This is a genomic window from uncultured Polaribacter sp., assembly GCF_947501385.1.
GTDB lineage: Bacteria > Bacteroidota > Bacteroidia > Flavobacteriales > Flavobacteriaceae > Polaribacter.
The window spans coordinates 107,796-133,466 of the sequence record NZ_CANMVP010000003.1 but is presented as its reverse complement, the minus strand read 5'-3'; the positions used below and the strand labels follow the sequence as shown (position 1 = coordinate 133,466).

At 31.9% G+C, this 25,671-nt stretch carries 22 protein-coding genes and 1 pseudogene; 11 read left to right on the top strand and 12 right to left on the bottom strand.

Annotated features, from left to right (window positions below):
• Positions 1–22 precede the first annotated feature (22 nt).
• On the top strand, positions 23–997 hold the full coding sequence (locus tag Q0998_RS03145) for an endonuclease (protein ID WP_299666124.1): 975 nt from the start codon (positions 23–25) through the stop codon (positions 995–997).
• On the opposite strand, the gene Q0998_RS03140 is transcribed toward Q0998_RS03145, so the two are convergent.
• Entirely contained in the window at positions 994–1,233 is a 240-nt protein-coding gene (locus tag Q0998_RS03140; RefSeq protein ID WP_299666122.1) for a hypothetical protein, read from the bottom strand. The two genes, Q0998_RS03145 and Q0998_RS03140, sit on opposite strands and share 4 nt — an antisense overlap.
• 133 nt (positions 1,234–1,366) lie before the next feature.
• On the opposite strand from Q0998_RS03140, the gene glpQ reads away from it, so the two are divergent.
• Together glpQ and Q0998_RS03130 are read left to right on the top strand one after the other, a co-directional pair.
• Entirely contained in the window at positions 1,367–2,347 is a 981-nt protein-coding gene (gene glpQ, locus Q0998_RS03135; protein ID WP_299666119.1) for a glycerophosphodiester phosphodiesterase, read from the top strand.
• 1 nt (position 2,348) lies between these two features.
• Positions 2,349–2,879 (top strand): hypothetical protein, encoded by a 531-nt coding sequence (locus tag Q0998_RS03130; RefSeq protein ID WP_299666116.1) that lies wholly within the window; start codon positions 2,349–2,351, stop codon positions 2,877–2,879.
• Between the two features lie 6 nt (positions 2,880–2,885).
• Here the strand turns inward: Q0998_RS03130 and Q0998_RS03125 are convergent, their stop codons facing one another.
• From Q0998_RS03125 to aspS, 4 genes are all read right to left on the bottom strand, one after another.
• Positions 2,886–3,506 carry a hypothetical protein gene (locus Q0998_RS03125; RefSeq protein ID WP_299666113.1) on the bottom strand — a complete coding sequence of 207 codons (621 nt, stop codon included), beginning with the start codon at positions 3,504–3,506 and terminating at the stop codon, positions 2,886–2,888.
• 11 nt (positions 3,507–3,517) lie between these two features.
• Positions 3,518–5,293, bottom strand: coding sequence for a chloride channel protein (locus Q0998_RS03120; protein ID WP_299666110.1), 1,776 nt, complete (start codon positions 5,291–5,293; stop codon positions 3,518–3,520).
• 74 nt (positions 5,294–5,367) lie between these two features.
• Positions 5,368–6,078, bottom strand: coding sequence for a DUF6503 family protein (locus Q0998_RS03115; protein WP_299666107.1), 711 nt, complete (start codon positions 6,076–6,078; stop codon positions 5,368–5,370).
• Between the two features lie 167 nt (positions 6,079–6,245).
• Positions 6,246–8,000: an aspartate--tRNA ligase gene (aspS, locus tag Q0998_RS03110; RefSeq protein WP_299666104.1), complete on the bottom strand. Its 1,755-nt coding sequence runs from the start codon at positions 7,998–8,000 to the stop codon at positions 6,246–6,248.
• Between the two features lie 240 nt (positions 8,001–8,240).
• Here aspS and Q0998_RS03105 point away from each other — a divergent pair, with 240 nt between their 5' ends.
• Together Q0998_RS03105 and rsmI are read left to right on the top strand one after the other, a co-directional pair.
• Entirely contained in the window at positions 8,241–8,600 is a 360-nt protein-coding gene (locus Q0998_RS03105) for a cupin domain-containing protein (protein WP_299666102.1), read from the top strand.
• Positions 8,601–8,685: 85 nt separating this feature from the next.
• Positions 8,686–9,357, top strand: a complete 672-nt coding sequence (gene rsmI / locus Q0998_RS03100; protein WP_299666099.1) for a 16S rRNA (cytidine(1402)-2'-O)-methyltransferase — start codon at positions 8,686–8,688, stop codon at positions 9,355–9,357.
• 82 nt (positions 9,358–9,439) lie between these two features.
• On the opposite strand, the gene Q0998_RS03095 is transcribed toward rsmI, so the two are convergent.
• The 3 genes from Q0998_RS03095 to Q0998_RS03085 are packed head-to-tail and all read right to left on the bottom strand — an operon-like array spanning position 9,440 to position 10,917.
• Positions 9,440–9,952, bottom strand: a complete 513-nt coding sequence (locus tag Q0998_RS03095; RefSeq protein WP_299666096.1) for a hypothetical protein — start codon at positions 9,950–9,952, stop codon at positions 9,440–9,442.
• 40 nt (positions 9,953–9,992) lie between these two features.
• Positions 9,993–10,421 carry a hypothetical protein gene (locus Q0998_RS03090; RefSeq protein ID WP_299666093.1) on the bottom strand — a complete coding sequence of 143 codons (429 nt, stop codon included), beginning with the start codon at positions 10,419–10,421 and terminating at the stop codon, positions 9,993–9,995.
• Positions 10,402–10,917, bottom strand: coding sequence for an RNA polymerase sigma factor (locus Q0998_RS03085; protein ID WP_299666091.1), 516 nt, complete (start codon positions 10,915–10,917; stop codon positions 10,402–10,404). The genes Q0998_RS03090 and Q0998_RS03085 overlap by 20 nt, the downstream gene beginning before the upstream one ends.
• Before the next feature lie 121 nt (positions 10,918–11,038).
• Here Q0998_RS03085 and Q0998_RS03080 point away from each other — a divergent pair.
• The 4 genes and pseudogenes from Q0998_RS03080 (at position 11,039) to Q0998_RS03065 (ending at position 15,478) form a co-directional block, all read left to right on the top strand.
• Positions 11,039–11,326: pseudogene (locus tag Q0998_RS03080) on the top strand (HopJ type III effector protein).
• Positions 11,327–11,648: 322 nt separating this feature from the next.
• Positions 11,649–13,007 carry an NAD(P)/FAD-dependent oxidoreductase gene (locus tag Q0998_RS03075; RefSeq protein WP_299666088.1) on the top strand — a complete coding sequence of 453 codons (1,359 nt, stop codon included), beginning with the start codon at positions 11,649–11,651 and terminating at the stop codon, positions 13,005–13,007.
• A gap of 8 nt (positions 13,008–13,015) precedes the next feature.
• Positions 13,016–13,588, top strand: a complete 573-nt coding sequence (locus Q0998_RS03070; RefSeq protein WP_299666334.1) for a uracil-DNA glycosylase family protein — start codon at positions 13,016–13,018, stop codon at positions 13,586–13,588.
• A gap of 159 nt (positions 13,589–13,747) precedes the next feature.
• A complete protein-coding gene (locus tag Q0998_RS03065) occupies positions 13,748–15,478 on the top strand; it encodes a M28 family peptidase (protein WP_299666085.1) in 1,731 nt (576 codons plus the stop codon).
• A gap of 46 nt (positions 15,479–15,524) precedes the next feature.
• Here the strand turns inward: Q0998_RS03065 and Q0998_RS03060 are convergent, their stop codons facing one another.
• Positions 15,525–16,127 carry a carboxymuconolactone decarboxylase family protein gene (locus Q0998_RS03060; RefSeq protein WP_299666082.1) on the bottom strand — a complete coding sequence of 201 codons (603 nt, stop codon included), beginning with the start codon at positions 16,125–16,127 and terminating at the stop codon, positions 15,525–15,527.
• Between the two features lie 23 nt (positions 16,128–16,150).
• A complete protein-coding gene (locus tag Q0998_RS03055) occupies positions 16,151–18,337 on the bottom strand; it encodes a T9SS type B sorting domain-containing protein (RefSeq protein WP_299666079.1) in 2,187 nt (728 codons plus the stop codon).
• A gap of 392 nt (positions 18,338–18,729) precedes the next feature.
• Between Q0998_RS03055 and Q0998_RS03050 the strand changes: the two genes are divergently transcribed.
• A complete protein-coding gene (locus tag Q0998_RS03050; protein ID WP_299666076.1) occupies positions 18,730–19,740 on the top strand; it encodes a dipeptide epimerase in 1,011 nt (336 codons plus the stop codon).
• Between the two features lie 2 nt (positions 19,741–19,742).
• On the top strand, positions 19,743–20,783 hold the full coding sequence (locus Q0998_RS03045) for an aminotransferase class I/II-fold pyridoxal phosphate-dependent enzyme (protein ID WP_299666073.1): 1,041 nt from the start codon (positions 19,743–19,745) through the stop codon (positions 20,781–20,783).
• Between the two features lie 223 nt (positions 20,784–21,006).
• Here Q0998_RS03045 and Q0998_RS03040 read toward each other — a convergent pair whose 3' ends face one another.
• On the bottom strand, positions 21,007–22,518 hold the full coding sequence (locus Q0998_RS03040) for a SusD/RagB family nutrient-binding outer membrane lipoprotein (protein WP_299666070.1): 1,512 nt from the start codon (positions 22,516–22,518) through the stop codon (positions 21,007–21,009).
• An 11-nt stretch (positions 22,519–22,529) separates the two neighbouring features.
• Positions 22,530–25,568: a SusC/RagA family TonB-linked outer membrane protein gene (locus tag Q0998_RS03035; protein ID WP_299666067.1), complete on the bottom strand. Its 3,039-nt coding sequence runs from the start codon at positions 25,566–25,568 to the stop codon at positions 22,530–22,532.
• Positions 25,569–25,671: the final 103 nt, after the last annotated feature.

The window sequence follows — 25,671 nt, the reverse complement described above, 5'->3', positions numbered from 1 at the left end:
CATTTACAATTAAATACAATGTATGTTCCCATCACTTTCATCAAAAAAACAAAGTAAAAATATTACGACAATTGGTTTTTATAATGTTGAAAATTTATTTGATACCAAAGACGATCCAAAAACTTTTGATGATGATTTTACTAGCAATGGTAAGCACAAATGGACCTACAAACGCTATCAAGTAAAAGTTAAAAAGCTAGGTTCTGTCATTTCTCAGTTGGGCATGAATCGTTCTAAATATCCGCCAGCAATTGTAGGTTTGGTAGAAGTTGAAAACGAAAAAGTGGTTACAGATTTGGTGAATTCTTCTAATTTAAAAAGACACCATTATGGTGTGGTACATCATGATTCTCCTGATGAAAGAGGTATTGATGTTGCACTATTATACAACAAACAGATGTTTGAATTGATGCATTCAGAAACATTTCCTGTGTTCTTAAAAAATGAAAGAGGAGAAAGAGATTATACAAGAGACATTTTAAAAGTAAGTGGAAATTTACATGGCGAATTGGTACATATTTTAGTAAATCATTGGTCTTCTAGAAGAGAAGGTGCTGCTGAAACCGAGCACAAACGAATTACTGCAGCTGAAACTGCAAGAGCTATCATCGCACAAATTACGGCGACTCATTTTGATGCTAAAATTATTGTGATGGGAGATTTTAATGACGATGCCACCAGTACTAGTTTAAAAACATTGGTTTCAGATGATTTTATAAACCCAATGGAAAGCATGTTAGATCCAGAAAAAACAGGAAGTTTAACGTATAATGGCAAATGGAACTTATTCGATCAAATATTATTTTCTAAAAACTTTTCAGAAAAAAAAGCAGGAAAATTCTATTTTAAACATGCCGAAGTTTTTAATAAAGAATGGTTGAAGATTTTTAAAGGAAAACTAAAAGGAAGTCCGTTTAGAACTTACATTGGCCCGTGGTATCAAGGCGGGTTTTCAGATCATTTTCCTGTCTACGCTTTTTTAAAAAAAGAAGATTAACCTTTTCCTTGCTGCTTAAAAGCGTTTCTTAATTTATCATCATTAATTATATACTTCTTGTATTTACCATTTTTATACCGATGATAAATAAAGATGGGCATGAATAAAAAAGACAAAAATAAAACTCCCAAACCCATTACAATTTGTGCTTTTTCGTGCTTGGTATTTATCAAATAAATGCCAACAGACATCCAAACTAAAAAAACAATAAAAAGTATTTTTAATAATAGCTTCATATTGCAAAACTACAAAAAGTCTATCTTTATATTTTATTAATTAATAACAATGTCTGGTTGAGCGCAGTCGAAACCTAATAATTCTTTATATAAAACCTCTCGACTGCGCTCGAGGAGACAAAATTTATTCAAAATGAAGTCAATTTTATTATTTTTGATTGGTTTACAACTCTTTTCTTGTGATAAAATGAAAACGAAAGATAAAATGGACAAAAAAATTGTAATTGCCCACAGAGGCGCTTCTGGCTATTTACCAGAACACACGATGGAATCTAAAGCGATGGCTTTTGCGATGAATCCTGATTTTATTGAGCAAGATTTGGTGTTGAGTAAAGACGATGTTCCTATTGTAATTCACGATATTTATTTAGATGATGTTACAGATGTAGCCACAAAATTTCCAACTAGAAAAAGAGAAGACAATCGGTATTATGTGATTGATTTTACTTTTAAAGAATTACAAACATTGGCCGTTTCTGAACGTTTTAATCCAGCAACTGGTGAACAGTTTTATCCCAACAGATATCCGAAAGGAAAAGGGAATTTTAAATTGCACTCTTTGCAACAAGAAATTGAATTGATTCAAGGATTGAATACAACTACTCAAAAAAATATTGGCATCTACCCAGAAATTAAAGCGCCTAAATTTCATCAGAATGAAGGTAAAAATCTTACAGAAATTGTACTAAAAGTTCTTGCTGATTACGGTTACAAAACAAAAAATGATGCTTGTATTTTACAATGTTTCGACGCCAAAGAATTAGAGAGAATTCGAAAGGAATTACACTCAGAATTATTTTTAGTTCAATTAATAGAATTTCCTGAAGCATTAAAAAACCTAGCCCATTTTGCAACTTATGCAGACGGAATTGGACCTTGGTACAAACAAATTTTAAAGCAAAAGCTTGATGGAGAATGGCAATTTACATCGGTAGTTGCTGATGCACATGCATTGGGTTTAAAATTGCATCCGTATACATTTAGAGCAGATCAGTTAGAAGATTTTTCTTCGTTTGAAGAAATGCTGCAAACCTTATTAATAGATGCCAATATTGATGGTGCTTTTACAGATTTCCCTGATTTAGTCGTAAAATTTTTAGATACACAAAAATAGTATGAAAAAAAGTGTTTTTAAAGTAGACCATTCTACCAACAATTTCAAACTCTATGATGCTGATGATAAACTTTACTATTCTGCAAGTTGGTTTTTAGAATTTGGCAAAACAACTTCAGAAATTTATAATTTAGAAAAAGAGGTGATTTTTTCTATTGTTAAAAAATTCAAATTTTGGAAATGGAGAATTGCTTATGAGATTCAAAACAAGCAGCATAAAACATTTGTGCTAAATTCTGTAAACAAAGAAAATACTCACTTTCTATTGCAGTTTAAAGAAGATGTTTACGAAATAAAAATTCACTATGCTCAAAAGAAATCTATTTTTAAAAACGGAATTAAAATAGCTGAAATTGATGATGCTTTTCTTTCTTCAAAAGAAGAAAACACAAGCAATCTTTTACTTGTAAATATGGAAGATGTGGAAATGATTTTTTTACTTTTCTGTTGCTTAAAAACTGGTGAAACCAATCAAAAACCAGTTTTAAAATCTCAAAAAGAACTGATTCCTATTGAAGAAAAGTGGACTTAATTCTTTTTAAACATCCAATTGAGACAATTGCAGAAAGACTAAAAACCCTAAAATCAATAAAGAAATAAGTAACGGTTTTACAATTTTTTTCTTTTTGTACTCTAAGTCTTTTCCTAGATTTTTATTCCAAAAATATTCTACGAGAATCGCATAACCAATAAGGTTAAAAAGTAAGGTGATAAAAAAAGTTTTCGGTAAATAATTTAATAACAAAACTGAAATAATTGTATAAGAAACTCCAAAAACAAGCACTTGGATTCTCACTTTTGGCTTGTTCATTTCCTTTAAATTACGCATCAATAAAATGGCGCCAAAAAGTGTACTAAAAAAAATGGTGAATCCTTGTATGGATCTTTTAGAATATAACGTTGGCAATAACAAACCCTCAAAAGGGCTTTCTTTACCTTTCTCTGTGCTAAGTTCTTCTTTTAGTACAACTTCACTTTCTATTGGAGCTATTTCATGAAGTATTTTCCCTTTTTCAATAATATTTCTATTTTCTAATTCCCAAATTACAGCTTGTACTGCTTCATCTGTGTAATTGTCTTTGTCTGCTATAATATTCTCTAACTCAGTATTCGACTTTTTGCTCATTGAGTTTGTAAAGCTATTCATTCTCATTTCCATGTCATTAATTTTTAACTCGTAACTTCAATCAATTTGTTTCTATAAGCAGTTAGTAATTTAGATTTTGATATAAAACCAACATACTTTTCATTTTTAACAACTGGTAAATTCCATGCGCCGCTTTCTTTAAATTTTTGCATTACTTTTCCAACAGAATCAGTGTGAAAAATAATTTCTGGTGCAGATTTCATAAAATCGGAAACCGACGTAATTTCATATTGTGTTTGATCGAACATCATGGGCCTGATATCATCTAACAACACAATTCCTAAAAAACGTTTCTCTTTATCTAAAACAGGAAAAATATTTCGCTTTGATTTTGCAACCGATTTTTTCAACATTTCACCAAAGGTCATTTCTGGTGTAATGGGCTTAAAATTAGTTTCAATCAACGTGTCAATCCGCATCATCATTAATACGTTTTTATCTTTATTATGTGTGATCAATTCTCCTCTTTTTGCCAATTCAATCGTGTAAATAGAATTCGAAATAAAATATTTTGTAAACGCAAAACTAATGGCTGCAACCAACATTAAGGGCACAAAAAGTTCGTAACCGCCAGTAATTTCTGCGATTAAGAAAATTGCAGTTAAAGGTGCGTGGAGCACTCCGGCCATTAAACCCGTCATTCCTATGAGCGTAAAGTTAGATTCAGAAACAGAAAAACCCAATTGATTGATGATTTTTGCAATCGCATTCCCCAATGCAGAGCCCATAAAAATTGTTGGTATAAAGATACCTCCAACTCCACCAGCGGCAAAAGTAGTAGTCATTGCAATTGCTTTAAAAATGGCAATAATCAACAACATAAAAGTCACCATATATACGTTTTGCAAATCAATATTATAAGGAATATCTTTTAATGCTTTTGCGGTATCTCCATTTAATAAATTATTGATCAACCCATAGCCTTCCCCATACAAAGGCGGAATTAAATACAACATAATTCCGATAGCAATTCCGCCAATTAGTAGCTTTTTAAACGGGCTTTCAAATCGATCAAAGAAGCGAGTAATTGCAAAATACATTTTAGAGAAATACACAGAAGCTATTCCTGTTAAAAAAGCTAAAATAATATAAAAGGGAATGTCTTTCATTTGAAAAACATCTACCAATTTAAAACCGAATAAAACATCTGTTCCCACAAAAAAATACGAAGTAATAACTGCAGAAACAGAGGCTAATAATAACGGAACTAAAGAGGCAAAAGCCAAGTCTAAACTAAAGATTTCAACCGCAAAAATAATGGCTGCAATGGGCGCTTGAAACATAGAAGACATGGCACCTGCAGTGGCGCAACCTACTAATAACATACGCGTTTTTGCATTCATATGAAACAATTGCGCAACATTAGAACCCAAAGCAGCTCCTGTACTTACAGCAGGACCTTGCAACCCTGCAGAACCACCAAAACCAACGGTTAAAGGTGCGGTAATTAAAGAGGCGAACATTTTATAACGTTCTATGATTCCGTTTCTTTTAGAGATAGCATGTAACGTTGTAGAAATACCATGACCAATTTCTTTTTTAATGACGAATTTTTTGATAGCATACACTAAGAATAATCCAATAATTGGGAAGATAAAATAAAGCGAGTAATGATATTCTTTTATAAATTTTCCTTGTAGTAATTCTTCTATAATAAAAGTTAAATCTTTTAAGATAAACGTTCCTAAACCCGCTAAAAAACCCACAAAAATACTTAAAACATATATAAATTGTCTTTCGGAAATATGCTTGTATCTCCAAATCAGAATTTTTTTTAATATGTGTTTTATTTTTGGCATTGATGCTTTTATAAAGTCACCTTGAGCGCAGTCGAAAGGTTTTAATAGTTCTCAACTGCGCTCGAACTGACATCTTAATTATTAATTTTTGATAAAACATCCGTTCCTAAATAACCATTGTTTTTATTATAATACCAAGCTCTATTTTTTGGCATTTTTATATCGTGAATCGTTTCTAAACCAGATAATAAAATATATTCTCCGCTATCTTTTGCTTCTTTAAAAAACTGATAGACTTCCATCGCATAGGTTTTCGGGTTAAAATAAAAGTACCAAGTATCTTTTCCAACGTCTTTTGAGTAAGTTACTTTTAAAACCAAATAATCTTTTCCTTTAAACGTTTTCTTTGCCACTTTTTGATGAATAATGGTGCCTTTATCTTTCAACTTCATTGGCAAACCATATAAATAGGTATAGTAATTCTTATACAAATTAGCGCGTTCACAATTTAAATTGTATTTCTTTTTCAATTCTTCAGACGGATTTAAATTTCCGTTAATTGCCAAACTACAATCTCCTTTATGAATTGCATATTCTGTAATGATGGTATCTCTTTTAGCTTTTACTAGGAAGTATTGTTCAGGTAAGTTTATCCTAATTCTACTCTTTCTTGGTTTTCCTTTGGGGGTTTCCATGGTTACAAAAAGTTCACCAGCAAAAGTTTTCCAACTTCCATTTGGGTCATGAAATTGAATTGCTTTTGCTAACAATTCAATGCCTGTAATTTCTTGAGAAAATGAAATTATGGAAGTAAAAAGGATTAAAAGTATGGTTAGGTTTTTCATTATTTAAAAATAGTAAAATTATAACAAAAAAGACCTCACAGATTTTAAAAACCTGTGAGGTCTATATATTTAAGTCATCGGAAGGTATCAAAAATCTGTTCATTAATCAAAAGACTACTTCGTAATTCTTACTGAATCAAATTCAGCATAAATACTTATAATGACATTTATTCTTGAATATCCAGCTTCAAGCTTAATTCTTTCAATTGTTCATCGTCTATAAACGCTGGCGCATCTATCATTACATCACGTCCAGAATTATTTTTTGGAAACGCAATAAAATCACGAATGGTTTCTTGTCCGCCTAAAATAGCAACCAATCTGTCCAAGCCAAAAGCCAAACCTCCATGTGGTGGCGCACCATATTCAAAGGCATCCATTAAGAAACCAAATTGTGCTTTGGCATCTTCTTCAGAAAAACCTAAATGCTTTAACATTGTTGCTTGCATTTGCTTATCGTGAATACGAATAGAACCTCCACCAATTTCATTTCCATTCAACACCAAATCATACGCATTTGCTTTTACGGCTCCAGGATCTGTGTCTAACAATTCCATTTGCCCAGGTTTTGGTGATGTAAAAGGATGATGCATCGCATGGTAATGCCCCGTTTCTTCATCTAATTCTAATAACGGGAAATCAATTACCCATAATGGCGCAAATACTTTTGGATCTCTCAATCCTAAACGTTCTGCCAATTCCATTCTTAACGCAGACAATTGTGCTCTTACTTTATTTGTTTCGCCAGATAAAACGCAGATTAAATCGCCAGGTTTTGCACTGGTAACTTCCGCCCATTTTGCTAAGTCTTCTTGATTGTAAAATTTATCTACAGAAGATTTAAAGCTTCCATCTTCATTTACACGGCAATAAATCATTCCCAAAGCACCCACTTGAGGTCTACGAACCCAATCTATTAATTTATCAATTTCTTTTCTTGTATACGAATTTCCTCCAGGGACAGCAATTCCTACAACCAGTTCTGCATTGTTAAAAACGCCAAATTCTTTGTGTTGTGTTACTTCGTTTAACTCGCCAAACTTCATTCCAAAACGAATGTCTGGTTTGTCATTTCCGTAGATTTTCATGGCATCATCATACAACATTCTTGGGAATTTCTCTACCTCAACATTATTCACTTCTTTTAGCAAGTGACGTGTCAATCCTTCAAAAATATTTAAAATATCTTCCTGCTCCACAAAGGCCATTTCACAATCAATTTGTGTAAATTCTGGTTGTCTGTCTGCACGTAAATCTTCATCTCTAAAACATTTTACAATCTGAAAATATTTATCCATTCCACCAACCATTAACAGTTGTTTAAAGGTTTGTGGAGATTGTGGCAGTGCATAAAACTGACCTTCATTCATTCTACTAGGAACTACAAAATCTCTTGCACCTTCTGGCGTAGATTTTATCAAATAGGGCGTTTCTACTTCAATAAATTCTTGATCTGACAAATATTTACGAACTTCCATCGAAACTTTATGACGAAAGATCAAACTGTCTTTTACAGGGTTTCTTCGAATATCTAAATACCTGTATTTCATTCGAATGTCTTCTCCACCATCTGTTTTGTCTTCAATGGTAAAAGGCGGCGTAATAGAAGCATTCAAAATTTCTAATTTAGAAACCAAAACCTCTATGTTTCCAGTTGCCATTTTTGAGTTTTTAGACTCACGATCTATGACAGTTCCTGTAATTTGTATCACAAACTCTCTTCCTAAAGATTTTGCTTTTTCCATCATTTCTTTTGGCGTGCGCTCTTCATCAAAAATTAGCTGCGTAACTCCGTATCTGTCACGTAAATCTACCCAAATCATAAACCCTTTATCGCGCGATTTCTGAACCCAACCCGCCAAGGTTACTTCTGTATTTACATGCGAATCTCTTAACTCGCCACAAGAATGACTTCTATACATTTCTTTCAATAATTTAAGTTGCGAAATTAATCATTTTCCGTTAAATATTAATGTTTTGGGCGTTCATTTCTGAAAGAGAAATGTCCCGCTTTTCGCTGTATCTTTTTATGCTAAATTTAGTTCAGCAGCTGTTTTAATGCATCGGTTTTTAAGTTTTACAAAAGATCTTGAAATCATCAAAGCATAAAAAGGATGTCGCTTCAATCGGTAACGCGAATTTAGTTTTGTAAATTTGTCTTTATGAGTACAATTAATATTCAGGAAAAATTCAATTTATTTGATGATTTGTGGTCGCCAAAAAAAGTGGGCGAATTAAACGGACAACAAATTTTATTGGCAAAACTAAAGGGCGAATTTGTATTTCATAAACACGAATTTGAAGACGAACTTTTTATGGTCATAAAAGGAACTTTAACAATTGAATTACGCGATAAAATCATCACTGTAGAGGAAGGTGAATTTTATATTGTTCCCAAAGGAGTAGCACACAAACCTATTGCAAAAGAAGAAGTTCATATTGTATTATTTGAACCACTTTCTATAAAACATACGGGTGATGTTATTGCAGATATTACTGTGGAAACGTATGAAGAAATATAACTGGTTGATGGCTTTTAGGTTCTAGTTGTTGGTTTTCCACAACAACCAAAAGCCATTAACTAACAACAAAAAACCAAGAACTAAAATGTCCAAATTATATTTAGTACCAACACCAATCGGTAATTTAGAAGACATGACTTTTAGAGCTATTAGAATTCTAAAAGAAGTCGATTTTATTTTAGCAGAAGACACACGTACAAGCGGAAAACTTTTAAAACATTTTGAGATTGCTACGCAAATGCACAGTCATCACATGCATAATGAACATAAATCTGTAAAAGGTGTTGTGCAAAGAATTCAAAACGGAGAAACTTGTGCCTTAATTTCTGATGCTGGAACTCCAGCAATTTCAGATCCTGGGTTTTTATTAACCAGAGCCTGTGTAGAAAATAATATTGAAGTAGATTGTTTACCTGGCGCCACTGCCTTTGTGCCTGCTTTGGTAAATTCTGGTTTGCCAAACGACAAGTTTGTTTTTGAAGGTTTTTTACCCGTTAAAAAAGGAAGACAAACACGTTTTTTATTATTAGCGGAAGAAACAAGAACGATAATTTTTTATGAATCGCCTCACAAACTAATAAAAACATTGGGTAATTTTGTAGAGTATTTCGGGGCAGACAGGCAAGTTTCGGTTTCAAGAGAGCTCACAAAAATGTTTGAAGAAACCATTAGAGGAACTGCCACAGAAGTGTTGGCACATTATATTGCAAAACCTCCCAAAGGGGAAATTGTGGTTGTTGTTGAGGGGAAACGATAGTTACAAAGAGACCTCAAAGGTTTTAAAAACCTTTGAGGTCTGAAAGTATCACTAAAAAATTGAGGTTTTATCTATAAAGGTTCTATTGTTTAGTTTTTGTAGTAATTATTATAACTCCATTAGGAGCATTGTGTTTTTGAATTGCTTTTTCACCTTTTAAAACATCTATACTTTTAATTTGATCAGGTTCTAATAATTTTAGCATTTTATTATTTGAAACTTTACCATTTATAATGACCTTAGGAGTATTTTTACTTGTAAAGATATTATTATCGCTTACATTTATTTCAGAAACTTCTATATCTTTCATTATTTTTGTTTCAATTAAGATAACACCATTAGGAGCATTAAATCTTTTTATTGCTTGTTCATTTTTAATAACAGATATAGATGCAATCATGCTTTGATCTATCAATTCCATTGGGAAATCAAACTTTTTACCATCTATATAAATATCGGGTTTTGCATCATCTTTTAACTTTATATAAATCTTTTCGTTTGTTTGTTTTTCATTTTTGTTGTCTTCTGTTTTCTGAGCTTGAATAACGAAACTCGAAAATAGTAGTACTGCAGTAGTAAATAATAATTTTCTCATAATTATAAATATTTAATAGTTCTAGTTTAATATAAATGCTTTATTCTGTTTTTGTGTAAACCACTATCAAATCGCTTTCAACAATAATATTATGTATTTGCTTATTTTGAATTGGTTCTTTAAACATATTCTGAGCTTCTTTTAATAAAGCTTCTTTTTTACGATAGTTCAATTTATTATTAGTACCATTCCCAATATAAATAGCAATAACTAGTAGTATTGATGCAGCTATTGAAATAGTGCTAATTCTAAATTTAGGTTTTCTAATATTTCTTTTCTCAAAAGACTTCCATAATTTAGCATTTAAGTCTTTTGGGACTTCATTTTTATTCATTTTTACATAAGCAAACCATATTTTTAATGTGGGTTCTAACTTATCTAAATTCTCAACCAAATTCTTTTCTTCAACCAAAGAACTTGTGCCTGCTTTATATTTTTCAATTAGATTTTTAATAGCTCCCTCTTTCATAACTGTATATTTTTTCGAGTTCTATACTTATTTGTTTTCTTGCTCTGGATAATAATACTCTAACGTGTTCTATTTTTATTTCTAATGCAGCAGCTATTTCAGAGAATTGATAACCGTCCAAATCTCTCATCATAAAAACCTCTACTTGTTGTACTGGTAATTTTTTAAGAATTTCTTTAATAATACTATTTAGTTCTTTCCACTCTAATTGTGTGTTTTCATTTTCAGATTCTAAAGTGTTAATGTATGCTGTTGAGTCATTTAAAACAAAAGGTTTTTTTCTTATCACATCAATACAATAATTTCGAGCAGTTAAAAAAACTAGACCTTTAATGTTGGGATGCTTTTCTATTTTTTTACGTTTTTCCCAAAGTTTTAGCATTATTTCTTGAATAGCATCTTCTGCATTTGAATTTCCACCAAGCATTCGTGCAACCATAGGAAATATATTTTCTGATAATGAAAATACTTTTAGTCTAAAATCTTTTTTATTCATTCTATTTATATAACGTAAAAACAGATAATTCTATAACAAAAAAATTGATATTTATTTTAAAACTAATAGAATTTGCTTTCTCTTTTAAATTCGATTTTAATCTAAAAATATAAAAATAACGATGAAAGAATTCATCAAAAATCTAAAATCAAATCCAATAACAATTACTTTTGCTGAAACTATGGAAGTCATTGAAAACAATTACATCTTTACCCTAACAGCATTTACAAACGGAGAACTCAAAAATAAGGCTGGATAAAATTGGGGTTCTTGTAAGTTGTTTGCCTTTGTAAAATTGCAACAATTGACAAAAGTAGCAACGCTTCTATATTTTGACGAACATTATAAAAGTGTTTTAGAAAATAAGAATGGAGATGCTCATCAAAATAGTATAGTAGAAATTTTATAAAAACGGGTTTTGAGGGTTTATCTTTTGAAGGTGAAGCTTTGGAGGTGAGGTAACTCTTTTTCAACACAGATCATTCTAAAAGAATATTTTATATAATGTTTGCATAGGATGCTTCCAGCATGACAAACTGTGTGTTTTTGTTTTCGTTTTTAAATAAATTGTGTTATTTCAAATAACATTTTACTACACATTTTGTTATTTCAGATAACACTTTTCTGTAGAATTGCTATTCATCAATCTAAAGTAAAAACGTCCATAATTATCTCATAAGCATTAATTTTTATTCTTATTCCAAGCTATTTTTGACGAAATTCTTAAATTTATGGAGACCAAACATTACAATGTATTTGTTATTGGAAGTGGCATCGCTGGACAAACAGCTGCTAAAACTTGTGTGAAAAACGGACTGTCAGTCGCTATTGCAGACAAGCAAGCATTTGGTGGAACCTGTGCCATAAGAGGCTGCGACCCTAAAAAAGTCATGATTCAATTCGCAGATGTACTTCAAAAATCGAGTCAATTGAAAGATTTAGGAATTAAAAAAGTACCAAAGATTGATTGGAAAGCGATTCAGAAATTTAAAAATAAATTTACCAAACCAGTTCCCAAAGCCACAGAAGAAAATCTTACCAAATTAGGAATCGACTTGTATCATCAGTCGCCAAAATTTATTAGTAAAAATGAGGTTCTACTGGAAGGAAAAACAATTTCTGCAGATACTTTTGTCATTGCTGCTGGTTTAACTCCAAGAAAATTACCTTTTCAAGGCGCGGAAATATTAAAAACAAGTGACAGTTTTTTAAACCTTAAAAAAATACCAAAATCGGCAACATTTATTGGTGCAGGCTATGTTGGTATGGAGTTTTGTTTTTTACTATCTACCTTAGGCTGTAAAGTAACCATTATCGATAGCGGTGCACAAGCCTTGTCTCAATTCGATGATTTTTTAGTAGAAAAGTTGGTAGAAAAGATGAAAAAGAATGGCGTACAATTCTATTTCGATTCAGAAATTAAATCAGTTGAAAAACTAAGGAAAAATGTTAGAATTCATTTCAAGCAAAATTCTAAAAAGAAATCTGTGAAATCTAAAATTGCTTTTAATACTTCAGGAAGAGTGCCAGCTACAGCATTATTAGACTTAGAAAAAGCAACTATTAAATATGATGAATCTGGTATTCTAGTAAATAATTTTCTACAAAATAAAACGAATGAAAACGTGTATGCTTGTGGAGATATTTCTAATAAATCTTTACCATTAACACCACTTTCTGGTTTGCAAGGTGACATTGTTGGAAATAATATTCTGAAAGAAAATTCCAAAGAATTTTTGAGTCCGTTAGTGCCCTCTGTCGTTTTTACACATCCGAATTTGGCAAGTGTTGGTTATTCTGAAGAAGAAGCTAAGAAAACTTATAAGAATATTAAAATTTATAAAGGTGATGCTGCTGGATTTTATAATGCTAAAAAAGAAAATGAAGATACCTATGCTTATAAAATATTGGTAAATAAAAGAACTAAAATTATTGTTGGTGCACATTTATTAAGCAATCAAGCAAATGAATGTATTAATATTTTTATGATGGCAATTGAGCAAAAAATGACAGTTCCTGAGTTTAAAAAACTAATATTTACATATCCTTCTTATGCTAGTGATCTAAAAAGTATGTTCAGTTCTAAATAATTAATTGAATTCAGAAATTAGTATCAGAAATTAGAAAATGTACACTATGCGAGCCTCATTTAGATTTGGGAGCAAAACCGATAATTTCGATACATAAAAAATCTAAAATCTTATTAATTAGTCAGGCACCAGGAAGAATTGCGCACGAAAAAGGTATTCCTTGGGATGATCCTGGAGGAAGAAATTTACGAAAATGGTTGCAAGTTTCTGAAGAAGTATTTTACAATGTAGAAAACTTTGCAATCTTACCAATGGGATTTTGTTATCCTGGCAAAGGGAAAACTGGAGACAAACCTCCCAAAAAAGAATGTGCTCCAAAATGGCATTCTCGTGTATTGCATGAAATAGAAAATGCACAATTAACGATTCTTATTGGTGGCTATGCTCAAAAATATTATTTAAAAGCACAAGCAAAAAAAACACTGACTGAAACTGTAGACAATTATCCGGAATATTTACCAAACTATTTCGTGTTGCCGCATCCTTCACCAAGAAATAGATTTTGGATTGCTAAAAATCCGTGGTTTGAGAAAAATGTAATACCTGAATTACAGAAAAGAGTTGCTGCAATTATCTCATAAAAGTGTTTTACTATTGATAAGAAAATAATAGTAAAACCCTTTTATTTAGATTCCTGTCTTCACAGGAATGACATTTTTAACTGAAACCTCGAGACAAATACTCGAGGAGTCGTTTTTTCAATTAAAAGAATTACTTTTAAGGCATCAAAATTTGGTGTTATGTTTAAAAAACGAATCTTTCTTATAGTATTTTTATGTGTCCTTTTTCAATGTAAAAATGAAAAAAAATCAATACAATTATCAACTGAGAATTATGCTGATGTAATGAATGAAGAGTTTTCTGGAGATGTAGCTTTTGAAACCACTTCATTTGTAGAAAAATATTGGCGTGTTGTAGGGAATACTGGTTTTAACAAAAGTGTCTATAAAATTGCTGAAGAATTAGAAAAAACGGGGTATATTTTAGAAGAAAATGCTACTGAAACTGATCTGTTAACCTACAGGATTGAAAAGCGTCCGCTTAAAAAACCAACTTGGGAATCTGTAGATGCTGCAATAATTATGGAAGGAGATGCTTTGCCATTATTACAACATTCCACCAACAGAAATATGATTGCTTTAAATTCTTACAGCACTCCAAAAGAAGGTACTTCTGCTGAAGTTATTTATATTGAGGATCTAAAAAAACTTCCAGCAATGGATGTAAAAGGAAAAATCGTTTTTGCAGAAACGAGTCCGTATCGAATTTTTAAGGCTGCAATTGTAGACGGAAAAGCAGCAGGAATCATCACCTATAATAATCCTGATTATTTACAACCAGAAAAAAATACCACCTCTATTCAGTTTCGTTCAATTCCGCATGATTCTATCCATAAACCCTGGGCAATTGCCTTATCGTTTGCTGCAAAAGAACGTTTAAAAAAATCCTTAGAAAAAGGGAAAGTGATTTTAAATGTCAAAGTCAAAACGAATATTTATAAATCTGAAGAATTAACCATTATTGCAGATATTAAGGGAACTAAAAACCCAAAAGAACGCTTGGTTTTTAGCGCACACATTCAAGAACCAGGTGCAAATGATAACGCAACTGGAGTTGGTGTTGCTTTAGAAATGGCTTTATTAACGGCAAAATTCATCAACAATAAAGAAATCTCACTCCATAGAACATTAACGTTTTTATGGGGAGATGAAATTATATCTACTCGAAGATATGTACAAGAAGATTCTTTGAGAGCAAAAGAAATAAAATGGGGAATTTCTTTAGACATGGTTGGTGAAGATACCGAGAAAACTGGTGGAACTTTCTTGATTGAAAAAATGCCAGATCCAAGTGCTATTTGGACGCGTGGCAATGACAAACATACAGAATGGGGAGGTTCTAAAATCACCTTAGATCAAATGAAACCTCATTATTTGAATGATTTTTTGATCCATAAATTTAAAGAACAAGGTAAAAGAGCAAATTGGGTAGTACGTACAAATCCGTTTGAAGGAGGAAGTGATCATGTACCTTTTTTACGAGAAAACATTCCGAGTGTTTTGTTTTGGCACTTTACAGATCAGTTTTACCATACCGATAATGACAGAATTGATAAAGTTTCTAAAACTACTTTAAAAAACGTGGGTACCACTGCTTTAATTGCAGCTTATACTTTATTAAATGCGGATAAAAATACAGCTAAAATAATACTTTCTGATTTGGAGAAAGCCGCTAAAGACAGGTTGAATGAAGAATTAAAACAAAGCAAAATAGCAATCAATAAAGGTGATTCTTTAAAAACTCAAATCGAAATAATTACTGCTTGGAACAATTGGTATCAAAAATCATTTGAAACTACTTTAGACATTGTTAAAAATTCTTCTTTGCTAAGGAAAGAAGTTGTAAACTCTCAGAAATTAATAGATTCCATCACATTAAAAATCATTGAAAAGCTCCAAAAAAATGACTAAAAAAATCCTCATCAAATTGATGAGGATTGTAAGATTTTAAAATCTTTTAATATTTCGATCCGTTGTGTTTTCCTACTTCAAAACCATGTTTTCCTAAATACTGATTTCCGCTCTCTATAGCATCTTCTTCTAAAGTAGTTCCCATAGAATCGTTCCATCTATTTAAATATCCAAACAAAGAAATTACTCCGAGCATTTCAACAATTTCTCCCTCGTCCCAATATGTATATAACGCTTCTTTAATTTTTGCATCTACTGCATTTGGAACCATAGAAGCTGCTAAAGAGAAATCTAAGGCAGCTCTTTCTGCTTCAGAAAACGCAGCATGAGTTTTGTATTCCCAAATATTATCTAATTGTTCTTGGTTTGCTTCATAACGTTCTGCAGCTCTAATTGCGTGCGCTTGACAATACCTACAACCTGTAGCGTTGCTAGAAACCCAAGCAATCATTCTTTTTAAGGCAGATGTAACTCGACCTTCATTCGCCATAACCGCTTTATTTAAGTTTATAAATGCCTTTGAAATTGCGGGTCTTCGCTGCATGGTTAAAACTGAATTTGGGCAAAAACCCAAGGTTTCATTAAAAAATTCAGCTAATTTTTTTGTTTCTAAATCGTGTTCTGCATTCAGTGGTGTTACTAATGGCATTTTTCTATTTTTAAATTATTATTTTATTTTCTAATCAAACTAAAACTTCCACTTTTATTCACAGACAAACCATTTTTATCTGTTAATAGGGTTTGAAACCAATAACTATTGGAAGGTGATTTTTTACCAGCATACATTCCATCCCATCCTAAACTTTCTGGAGTAACTCTATACAATAATACCCCAAACCTGTTGTAAATATAAATGTCTGAAAGTGTATAAAAATCTTTGTCAAATCCTTTGATGTGCCAATAATCATTTTTGCCATCGCCGTTAGGTGTAAAAAAAGATGGATATGCTAAAATTGAGAATGAATATGCGAAGATTCCGCAACCATTTTTATCTCTAATGAATAACAAATGCATACCTGTAGAAATATTTTCAAAAAAACCTTCGTCTTTATAAATCCCAAATTTATCGTCTAACGCAAATTCATAGTCTCCTAATCCTAAATTTTCACTAATTATTTGGATTGAATTGTTATCAGCATCATCAATAATTAAAATAGCCTCTTTAGCGAGTGTTGCAATTTCAGAATTTCTCACAGTAATGGTTTGCGCTAAAGATTCGCAACCCGCTTCAGAAATTGCTTTTACTTTATAAATACCCGTTTCGCTCACATTTATTTCTGATACATTTTCAGCAATAGCTACCGTATCTTTTGTCCAATTATAAGTATAGTTTCCTCTAAAATTGATTGTCTTTAAAGTTACAGAACCAATGTTATTACACAACACGTAAACGTCTTTTTCTGTTTCAAACACGGGTATTGTAGCATTTACTTCAGCAATTACTTCTGTTCTTAAATTAGAGGTACAATTAAAAGAACTGGCTGCTACAAAATACGAAGTTGTACTTGTTAAATTTGGTGTTTGATAAGTATTACCCGTAAAAATGGGGGTTGTACTTGTTAAGGAATCGTACCAAAGAACGCTTCCAGCCGAAGCAGAAGCAGACAGATTTGCAGTTCCAGAACAAATGAAATCATTTGTAGTATTGGTAATGGTTGGTGGTTGAATTACGTTGATGATAACAGCTGTTCTTTGCAAAGTTGTACAGCCATCTACAGATGTTGTTGCGTAATAAGTTGTTGACGTATTAATTGCTGTTGGCGTGGTAAAATCTGTTCCTCTGCTTAATACGGTTCCTCCTGTTTGTGTATCAAACCAAATGATTTCTCCTACATCTGAATTTGCAGAAATTGTGGCAATTCCAGATTCGCAAATGGTCGTCTCGGTTGTTGTTGTAATTTGAGGCGTATAAATGCTTGTAGTTGCTACAATACTTAATGGTAAATCACTAGGTATTCCATATTCTACAACATATCCTTTCGCTATGTATAAATTGGTTCCGCCTTCATTTGGTAAATCATTCCAAGCACCACGAATTCCGATTGAAGGATCGGTAATATGCGCATAATCTTCACCTGCAGGATTATTATTTCTGAAATCATTAGGCTCATTATTATTCCAATTTGCATAATTTGGGGTTGTTCCATTCACTTGTCCATTCCAAAAAACGGTTCCGGTTTCTGGTCCTGTTACCCATTTCCAAACGCCTTCTGTTTCTTCGTCAGAACCACCTATCCAACCTGCGCCAGAAGCTTGTTTTCCTGCAAAATCTGCTTCTTCTTGACTTGTTAATGTTGCCAAATACCCTTTTCGACCAAAATACGTTCTGTTTTCCGCTGCTATTTTTGCGTTTCTCCAAGTGATTCCTTGACTAGAAACAAACTCATAGAAATGATCTGTAGCTGGTAAGTAATTTGCATTATCAATCGTCAGAGAAAACGTTCTTTCTATAATTTCATTTGTAGTAGAAGTTGTAAAAACCACATTTTTTACAGCATTTTCTAAGTCTGAAAAAAGGATTTCTGTTCCTGCTATTTTTGGTGATAATGTTAGTTTCCCCTCGTTCGCATTCCAAAATTGATTGATTGTTGGATTGTTGCCCACTATTTCTAAGCTATCAGAGCCGTTTTGATAACCGGAAGAAACCTGAATAAAAAACAATGCGATACCTGCATCATCTGCATCTGAAATCGTAAAATCTGTAACAACAGGTATAGAATTCCCAATACAAAAAGCTTGATCACCTTCTGCAAAAACAACTGGAGCAGCGTCTTGAGAATGAAAAACAGGAATAAAAAGAAAACTAAACACAAAAAATAGATTGTATTTAAGATTCAGAGATGTATTTAAAAAAATCATTAACTTGTAAAGGTTTTATTATTTTTATGGATAGCACAATTTAGTCCTTCAAATTCAAAAATAATATAAATTGTGGTTAAAAAACAGTAATTTATTTGGATGCTAAAAGAACAGTCTACATCTCATAAATCTAGTGGAATCATTTTACGATATTTTCTGTTACAAATGAAGAGGATCGTTACAAAATAGCCGGTTAAAATTACTAGACAAGTATTATTCAGTAAAGTATTTTTGGTTCTTGTGAAAACCATAATAACTTAGAATCTGGAAACCAAAAAAAAGAAATCTATCTGTCACAAAACACGATGAAATTATGGGAATATTTTCACATAAAAAGAATCAAATTTTTAAAATATTTTCTCTAAATTTCCTTTTTTAAATAGCTATTTATTATGAAAATTAAATTGCACGCATATAACTTAGAATTAAAACACACATTTACAATTTCAAGAGAATCACACAATTTTCAATCTAGTTTAATTGTAGAATTAACTGACGGCGGATTTTCTGGTTTTGGAGAAGCAACCTCAAATCCGTATTATCATATTACAGTTACCAATATGATGGAAATTATACATAAAAATCTATCATTTATTACTTCTTTAGCAGATGAACATCCTACAGTTTTCTGGCAAAAACTACAGCCTTTATTTCATAATAACCTCTTTGCATTATGCGCGCTAGACATCGCCTTCAATGATTTATATGCTAGAAAGAAAGGGAAAAAACTCTATGATTTATGGGGTTTAAATATCAATAAAAATCCAATGACCGATTATACTATTGGAATTGATTCCATAGAAAATATGGTGGCAAAAATGAAAGAATTGCCTTGGCCAATTTATAAAATAAAATTAGGTACAAAAAACGATATAGAAATAGTAACCGAGTTAAGAAAACATAGCAATGCTATTTTTAGGATTGATGCAAATTGTGGTTGGACAATAGATAAAGCTATAGAAAATTCTTACAAACTAAAAGAATTAGGTGTAGAATTTTTAGAACAACCATTGAAAGCAAATGATATTGAAGGAGCTAAAAAATTATTTAAAAACTCTGCATTGCCCATAATTGCAGATGAAAGTTGTATTGTAGAAAGTGATGTAGAAAAATGCGCTGGTTTGTTTCATGGAGTTAATGTAAAATTGACCAAATGTGGTGGTTTAACTCCCGGGAAAAGAATGTTATTAAAAGCAAAAGAATTGGGAATGAAAACAATGGTTGGCTGTATGACAGAATCTACTATTGGTATTTCTGCAATTGCTCATCTATTACCTCTTTTAGATTATGTAGATATGGATGGTGGCTTGCTTCTTAAAAAGGATATTGCCAAAGGAATAAGAATAGAAAATGGCGTAATTTCATATTCAGAAAAAAACGGAATTGGAGCGAGCCTTTTATAATTATGCAAATAGATAAAGCACCAGACACAACTGTTCTGATAAACAATATAGCCTACCTATATTTTAGTGGAACTTCTTATTTAGGAGTTGCTACTTTACCAGAGTTTCAAGAAATTATTTTTGGAAATATTAAAAACTGGGGAAGTTCTTTTGGTAGTTCTAGAAATGCAAATATAAAATTAAGCGTCTATAAAAAAGCAGAAGACTTTTTGTCTAACTTTTTAAAAAGTGAAGATTGTGTAACAGTTTCTTCAGGAACTTTTTCTGGTTTATTAGCCATTTCTACTTTAGAAAAAATGGTAGATACTTTCTTTTATATGCCAAAAACACATCCAGCAATTTTACCAAAGAAAGCAAAACCTGTTTTTAAAAATAATCGTTTACATTCTTTGTTACAAAACAGTAAAAAAGAAACTTTATGTATTGTTGTAGATGGAATTGCTGCATTAGAAACAACGCCTTTTAATTTTGATTTTTTGCATAAAATTTCATCGGATAAAAAAATATTTCTTGTTATAGATGAATCTCATAGCTTAGGTGTTTTAGGTGAAAACGGAAGTGGAATTTCGACGAAAATTAAAGTTAGTGATCAAATAGAAATGATTCGTGTGTCTTCTTTCACAAAAGCATTTGGTTTGAATGGTGGCGTTATTGCTGGATCGAAGAAATTCATCAATTTCATTAAACACAACCCGCTTTTTATTGGAAGTGCACCAATGAATCCTGCTTTCTTACAAAGTTTTTTAGATGCACAAGAACTGTACTACAATCAATTAAAAAAATTGCAGTATAATTGCAAGTATGTTTATGATGCTCTTAAAGATTTAGAAAATATTACAATTTCTGAAAACTACCCTGTTTTTTTTATTGACAATGAATATATTGCTGATGAGCTGTTATTACATCACATCATAATTACCAGTTTTTATTATCCTACATCCTCAAAAAAAATCAACAGAATTGTTTTAAACGCAAATCATACAACACCACAATTAAATTTCTTAATAAAAAGTTTAAAGAATCTGAGCGCTAAAAACAACTGATATACAGCTAAAAAATTTACCAAAAATAATTGTTTATAAATGGTCTGGCAGACTCGAGTGAGTTTTATCGGAAAATTATTCAGATGAAAATCTGATATCTGGCGGGTTTACTATTGATATTAAAATATAAGCATAGCATTTCTCTTATGTAGCTCATAATAAAAAAATATAGAAGCTACCAAAAATTTGGTTCTTGATAGCTTTTTATTTGTAATTCTAAGCGCTATTCAACTACATTCCACCAAACAGGTGTAGTTAATCTAACATTGGGGGTATTATCTGGCATGTTTTCATAATTTCTATCCTCTTCATTATATTCATACATCATGGCTTGAATCCAATCATTTGAATCAGGAAAAATAGACAAGTTTACGTTTACTGGTCTTTCTAAACCAGGGTATATCGTATTGCTATAATCCATTCTTCTCATATCTACCCACGTTTCTGGATCAAAAAGTAGTGTAATATATTTCTGAATCATAATATGTGATAAGGTAATACCGGTAGCCCCTACCTCATCGTCCATAGTAGCTATATAATTTGCTGTATCTATTGAATCTACTGAAGCTTTTTCAAAATCTGCTTGAACTCCAGCTTTTAAAGCTGTATAAGCACCAGCCATGTCTCCTTTTCTAAATCTTGCTTCGGCTTCAATATATTTAACTTCACTATAAGTCATCATATAGGTTGGAGACGTAGGGCTTGTATAATACCCACCATTTCCTAAAGAATAATTATCGCCTCCAGTAGAATTATCTGGTAAAGGTCCTTGTCCTGTTTTAACACCTTGGTATCCGCCATTTACAGCTTCTGGAACAATAATTTTAAGACGCGGATCTTCATAAGTAGTAGAAAGGTTTAAGGAATTTTTTAACAACTCTACAAAAAAATGTGAAAAGTAATCCACTCTTGAGCTTCCATAACCTCCCACAGCAAATGGCTGACGGTCATTTTCTGCTTCACCACCGCCATAACTTCTAAAGGCATTATCTGCATTTGATTGTAATGCTTTAGAACAGGCCTCTATAATTGCATCTGCATCATAAGCCATATCTCCAGCACTTTTTTTAGACAAATGGTTTAAGTAACGTGCCTTTAAAGCGTATGCCAATCTTGTCCATTGTTCTTTATTTCCACTATAAAAAACATCTCCACCGTCTTCATTTAATGCTATTTCACTTGGTTGGTTTATTTCTACAATGGCTTCGTCTAGCATTGTAGCGATACCTTGATAAACTGTTTTTTGATCATCGAATTCAGGTGTTAAATTTAACGAAGATTCACCATCATACGTTTCATTAAAAACAATAGCTCCGTATTGATCGGTGGTTGTGCCAAAACCATACGCACGTAAAATTTTACCAACAGCTGTAAAATTGGGTGAGTTATGTTTTTCTCCTAAAACTATTAAATCTGCCGTGTTTGGCAAAGAATATACATAGGCATTTTGCCATAAAAAATAGCGTCCGGTAGTAAGAAAACTACTCCATGTTTCTGAATAATAATTAGCAACATTTTGAGAACCATATTGGGTTATTCCTAACACCTCTCTACTACCTCTATAGATAATACCAGTAAACATATTTTCTATTGCTCCTTTTATACGATATTGGGGCTCTAATGATTCTGTTGTTGGTGCTGTTACAGAACTATTTACATCAAAATAATCTTCAGAACATGAGAAAAAAAAGATACTAGCTATGCATGTAAAGAGGGTATATATTATCTGTTTCATTTCTTTATATTTTAAAAAGTTAATTTAATTCCAATATCTAAACCTTTTGTGTTTGGTGTACTAAGATTATCTACACCTACTGAACCAGCACCAGGAATGCCTCCACCGAATGTATTTATTTCTGGATCTATACCACTATAATTTGTAATTGTAAATAAATTTCTACCCGTTAAAGAAAATTCTAAATTAGAAATTGATAAACGATCTAAAACTTTTTGGTTTAATGTATAACTCAAACTAATATAACGCAAACGTGTATACGAACCATCTTCAACAAAATTATCAGATAACATAGAGTAATAATCTTGATAATAAGATTGGTTTTTAGTCACAGAAATATCATTGGGCGATCCGTCTGCTTTTACACCAGGAATAATAGTAGTTTCTCCTCTATCTAAAGTGCTGGTACCAACGCCATAATATGCTAGTGCAGATGCAGTAGCATTATAAACTGTATTTCCTTCTATAATATCAAGTAAAAAAGATAAACCAAAATTTTTATACTTTATATTACTTGAAATTCCTAGCGTAAAATCTGGTTGTCTGTCAACATCTGTATATGTTTCATCTGCTAAAGTAGGGTATCCATTGTCTCCAATTATAACCTCTCCATCTTCATTTTTTAAGGCTCTTTTTCCACGAAGTGAAAATAAAGAGGCATTTAAAACGCCTGCTCCTGCTGCAGAGTTTAGAAAGGTCCAGGAATCTGATAAATAAACCTCATTAATTTCTCCAGGTAAATCTATCACTGTAGTCTTATTGCTACCAAAATTGAAATTCATATCCCATTGAAAATTGGAAGTAGATGGCATTAATTTTAAAGATAACAATGCTTCTAAACCTTCATTTTCGATAGCACCGCCGTTTAAAGTTGCATAAAAAGTTCCTGCAGTTGGAGGTACCCGAATGTCCGTTAAAATTTGATTGTCCGAAACACTCTTATAATAAGTTGCATCAAAACCAATCCTGTTATTTAAAAAAGTTGAGTCAAAACCAACTTCCCAGCTATTGGTAAACTCTGGTTCTAATGCTGCATTTCCAACATCTACTCCATTATACGCATAGCCCGAACTACCAAGTGGGTTAATTTGCGTTACTAAATAACTTTCTAACTGCCCTATTGGAGCATCTTTACCAACCTGTGCCCAAGTAGCCCTTAATTTAAAATAACTTAAGCCGTTTCCTTCTGATTTTATATCGAATAAATCAGTAAGAATAGCGGAACCACCAATAGAGGGATAAAAGAAAGATCTACTGTTTGAAGGTAGCGTAGAAGACCAGTCATTTCTACCAGTAACATTTAAAAATAAGGCATTTCTATACCCTAATTTTACCTCTCCAAAAACACCAACGTTTCTTTTTCTAGCAATATTTTCTGTAATTGTTTGATTTTCTGTAGCAACATTACTTATATTATAAATACCAGGTGCCAAAAACCCTTCACCTGTCATATAATCTGTTCTAACATTGCTATCTTCAATAGTATTTCCTGCCAATAGATTCAATTCAAAATGAGTAGCTATTGTTTTAACATACGTGGCAATAAAGTTAGATGTATACTTTTTATAAAGTCTTTCGTATTGTGATATATAGCCATCATTTCTAATGTCATTTAATGAACCATTTGCTGTTATTCTACGACTGTGTTGATTGTATATATCTGCTCCAAATTTATAAGAAAGGTTTACGTTTTCAAGTATCGCATAATCTAATGCTATTGAACCTATAAATCTATTTAATTCGTTGGTGTTAGGACTATTTTCTATGCTCCAATAAACATTATCAAACTCTTGTCCTGTAAAAAAACTTTTTTGTGCTCCATCTGCATCTAGATAATCATTTATATTAACGTTAGACGGGTAATTTAATAGACTTGTAATACTACCACCAGTTGCATTTCCTTGGCGGGTACTGTTAATATTTGTTCTAATATAATTTCCTAAAACTCCTAAAGTAAGCTTCTCTGAAAGTTTAGAATTCTGTGTAATTCTAAAAGTTGTTTTATCATAAGAGGTTGTTGGTATTATTCCATCATTAGCTATGTTTCCCACTGAAAAATAAGTGTTATTTTTTGCGCTTCCTCCAGCATAACTTAAAAAATAATTTTGCGTAATTCCTGTGGTATAAAAATCATTAATATGATTATAGGTTTGTATGCCTGAAGGAATTTGTTCTCCCCAAGATAACGGGCTATCATTATTATAAGTAATAGTACCATTAGTTTGAAGAATTTGTTCTCCTTGCCCATACACTCTTTGAATAGAGGGTGTACCCATAACATTATCTACTGAAAAAGAAGTAGATAAAAATACTTTACTTACACCTTCTTTACCTCTTTTGGTTGTAATAATTACAGCACCTTCAGCTGCCTGAATACCATATAGGGCTGCGGCTGCCGGACCTTTAAGTACAGTAATACTTTCAATATCTTCTGGATGTAAATCAGAGGCTCTATTGATACTGGCAACCTCTCCACTAGAACCTGTAGAGTTATCAATTGGCAAACCATCTACAATAATAAGGGGTTGATTATTACCTGTTATAGATGTACCTCCACGAATCATAATTACAGAAGAAGTTCCTGGAGCACCACCTGAACTAGTTACAGTAACACCAGATACTTTACCTTGTAGCGTGTTGATGATGTTATTTTGGTTGCCCTCTAAAAGTTCTTCAGATTTTAATGCCTGCGCAGCATAACCTAACGACTTTTTTTGCCTTTTTATACCAAAAGAAGTTACTACAACTTCGTCTAATAATCCAGCATCTTCTTCAAGAACCACATCTATTAAAGATGTATTTACTACAACTTCTTTGGTTTTGTAGCCTAGATAAGAGAAAATTAACACATCTCCATTTAAAGCTTTTAGGGTATAAAACCCATTCAAATCAGTGCTTGTTCCTTTGGTACTTCCTTTTACCTGAACATTAACTCCGAGTAATTCCCCTGAACTATCTGATACTTTTCCTTTAACAGTAATCTGTTGGGCATAAAAATTGAAGGTTAGGAATAAGCCTAAAACAGTTGAAATACTTATTTTTTTTTTCATAAAACGGTTTTAATTGGTTATAACTTTTATAAAAATATGTAAAAAAAATAAATTAACAGCAACCAAAAACTAAAAACAGCAAATAATTATCAATACAACTTCA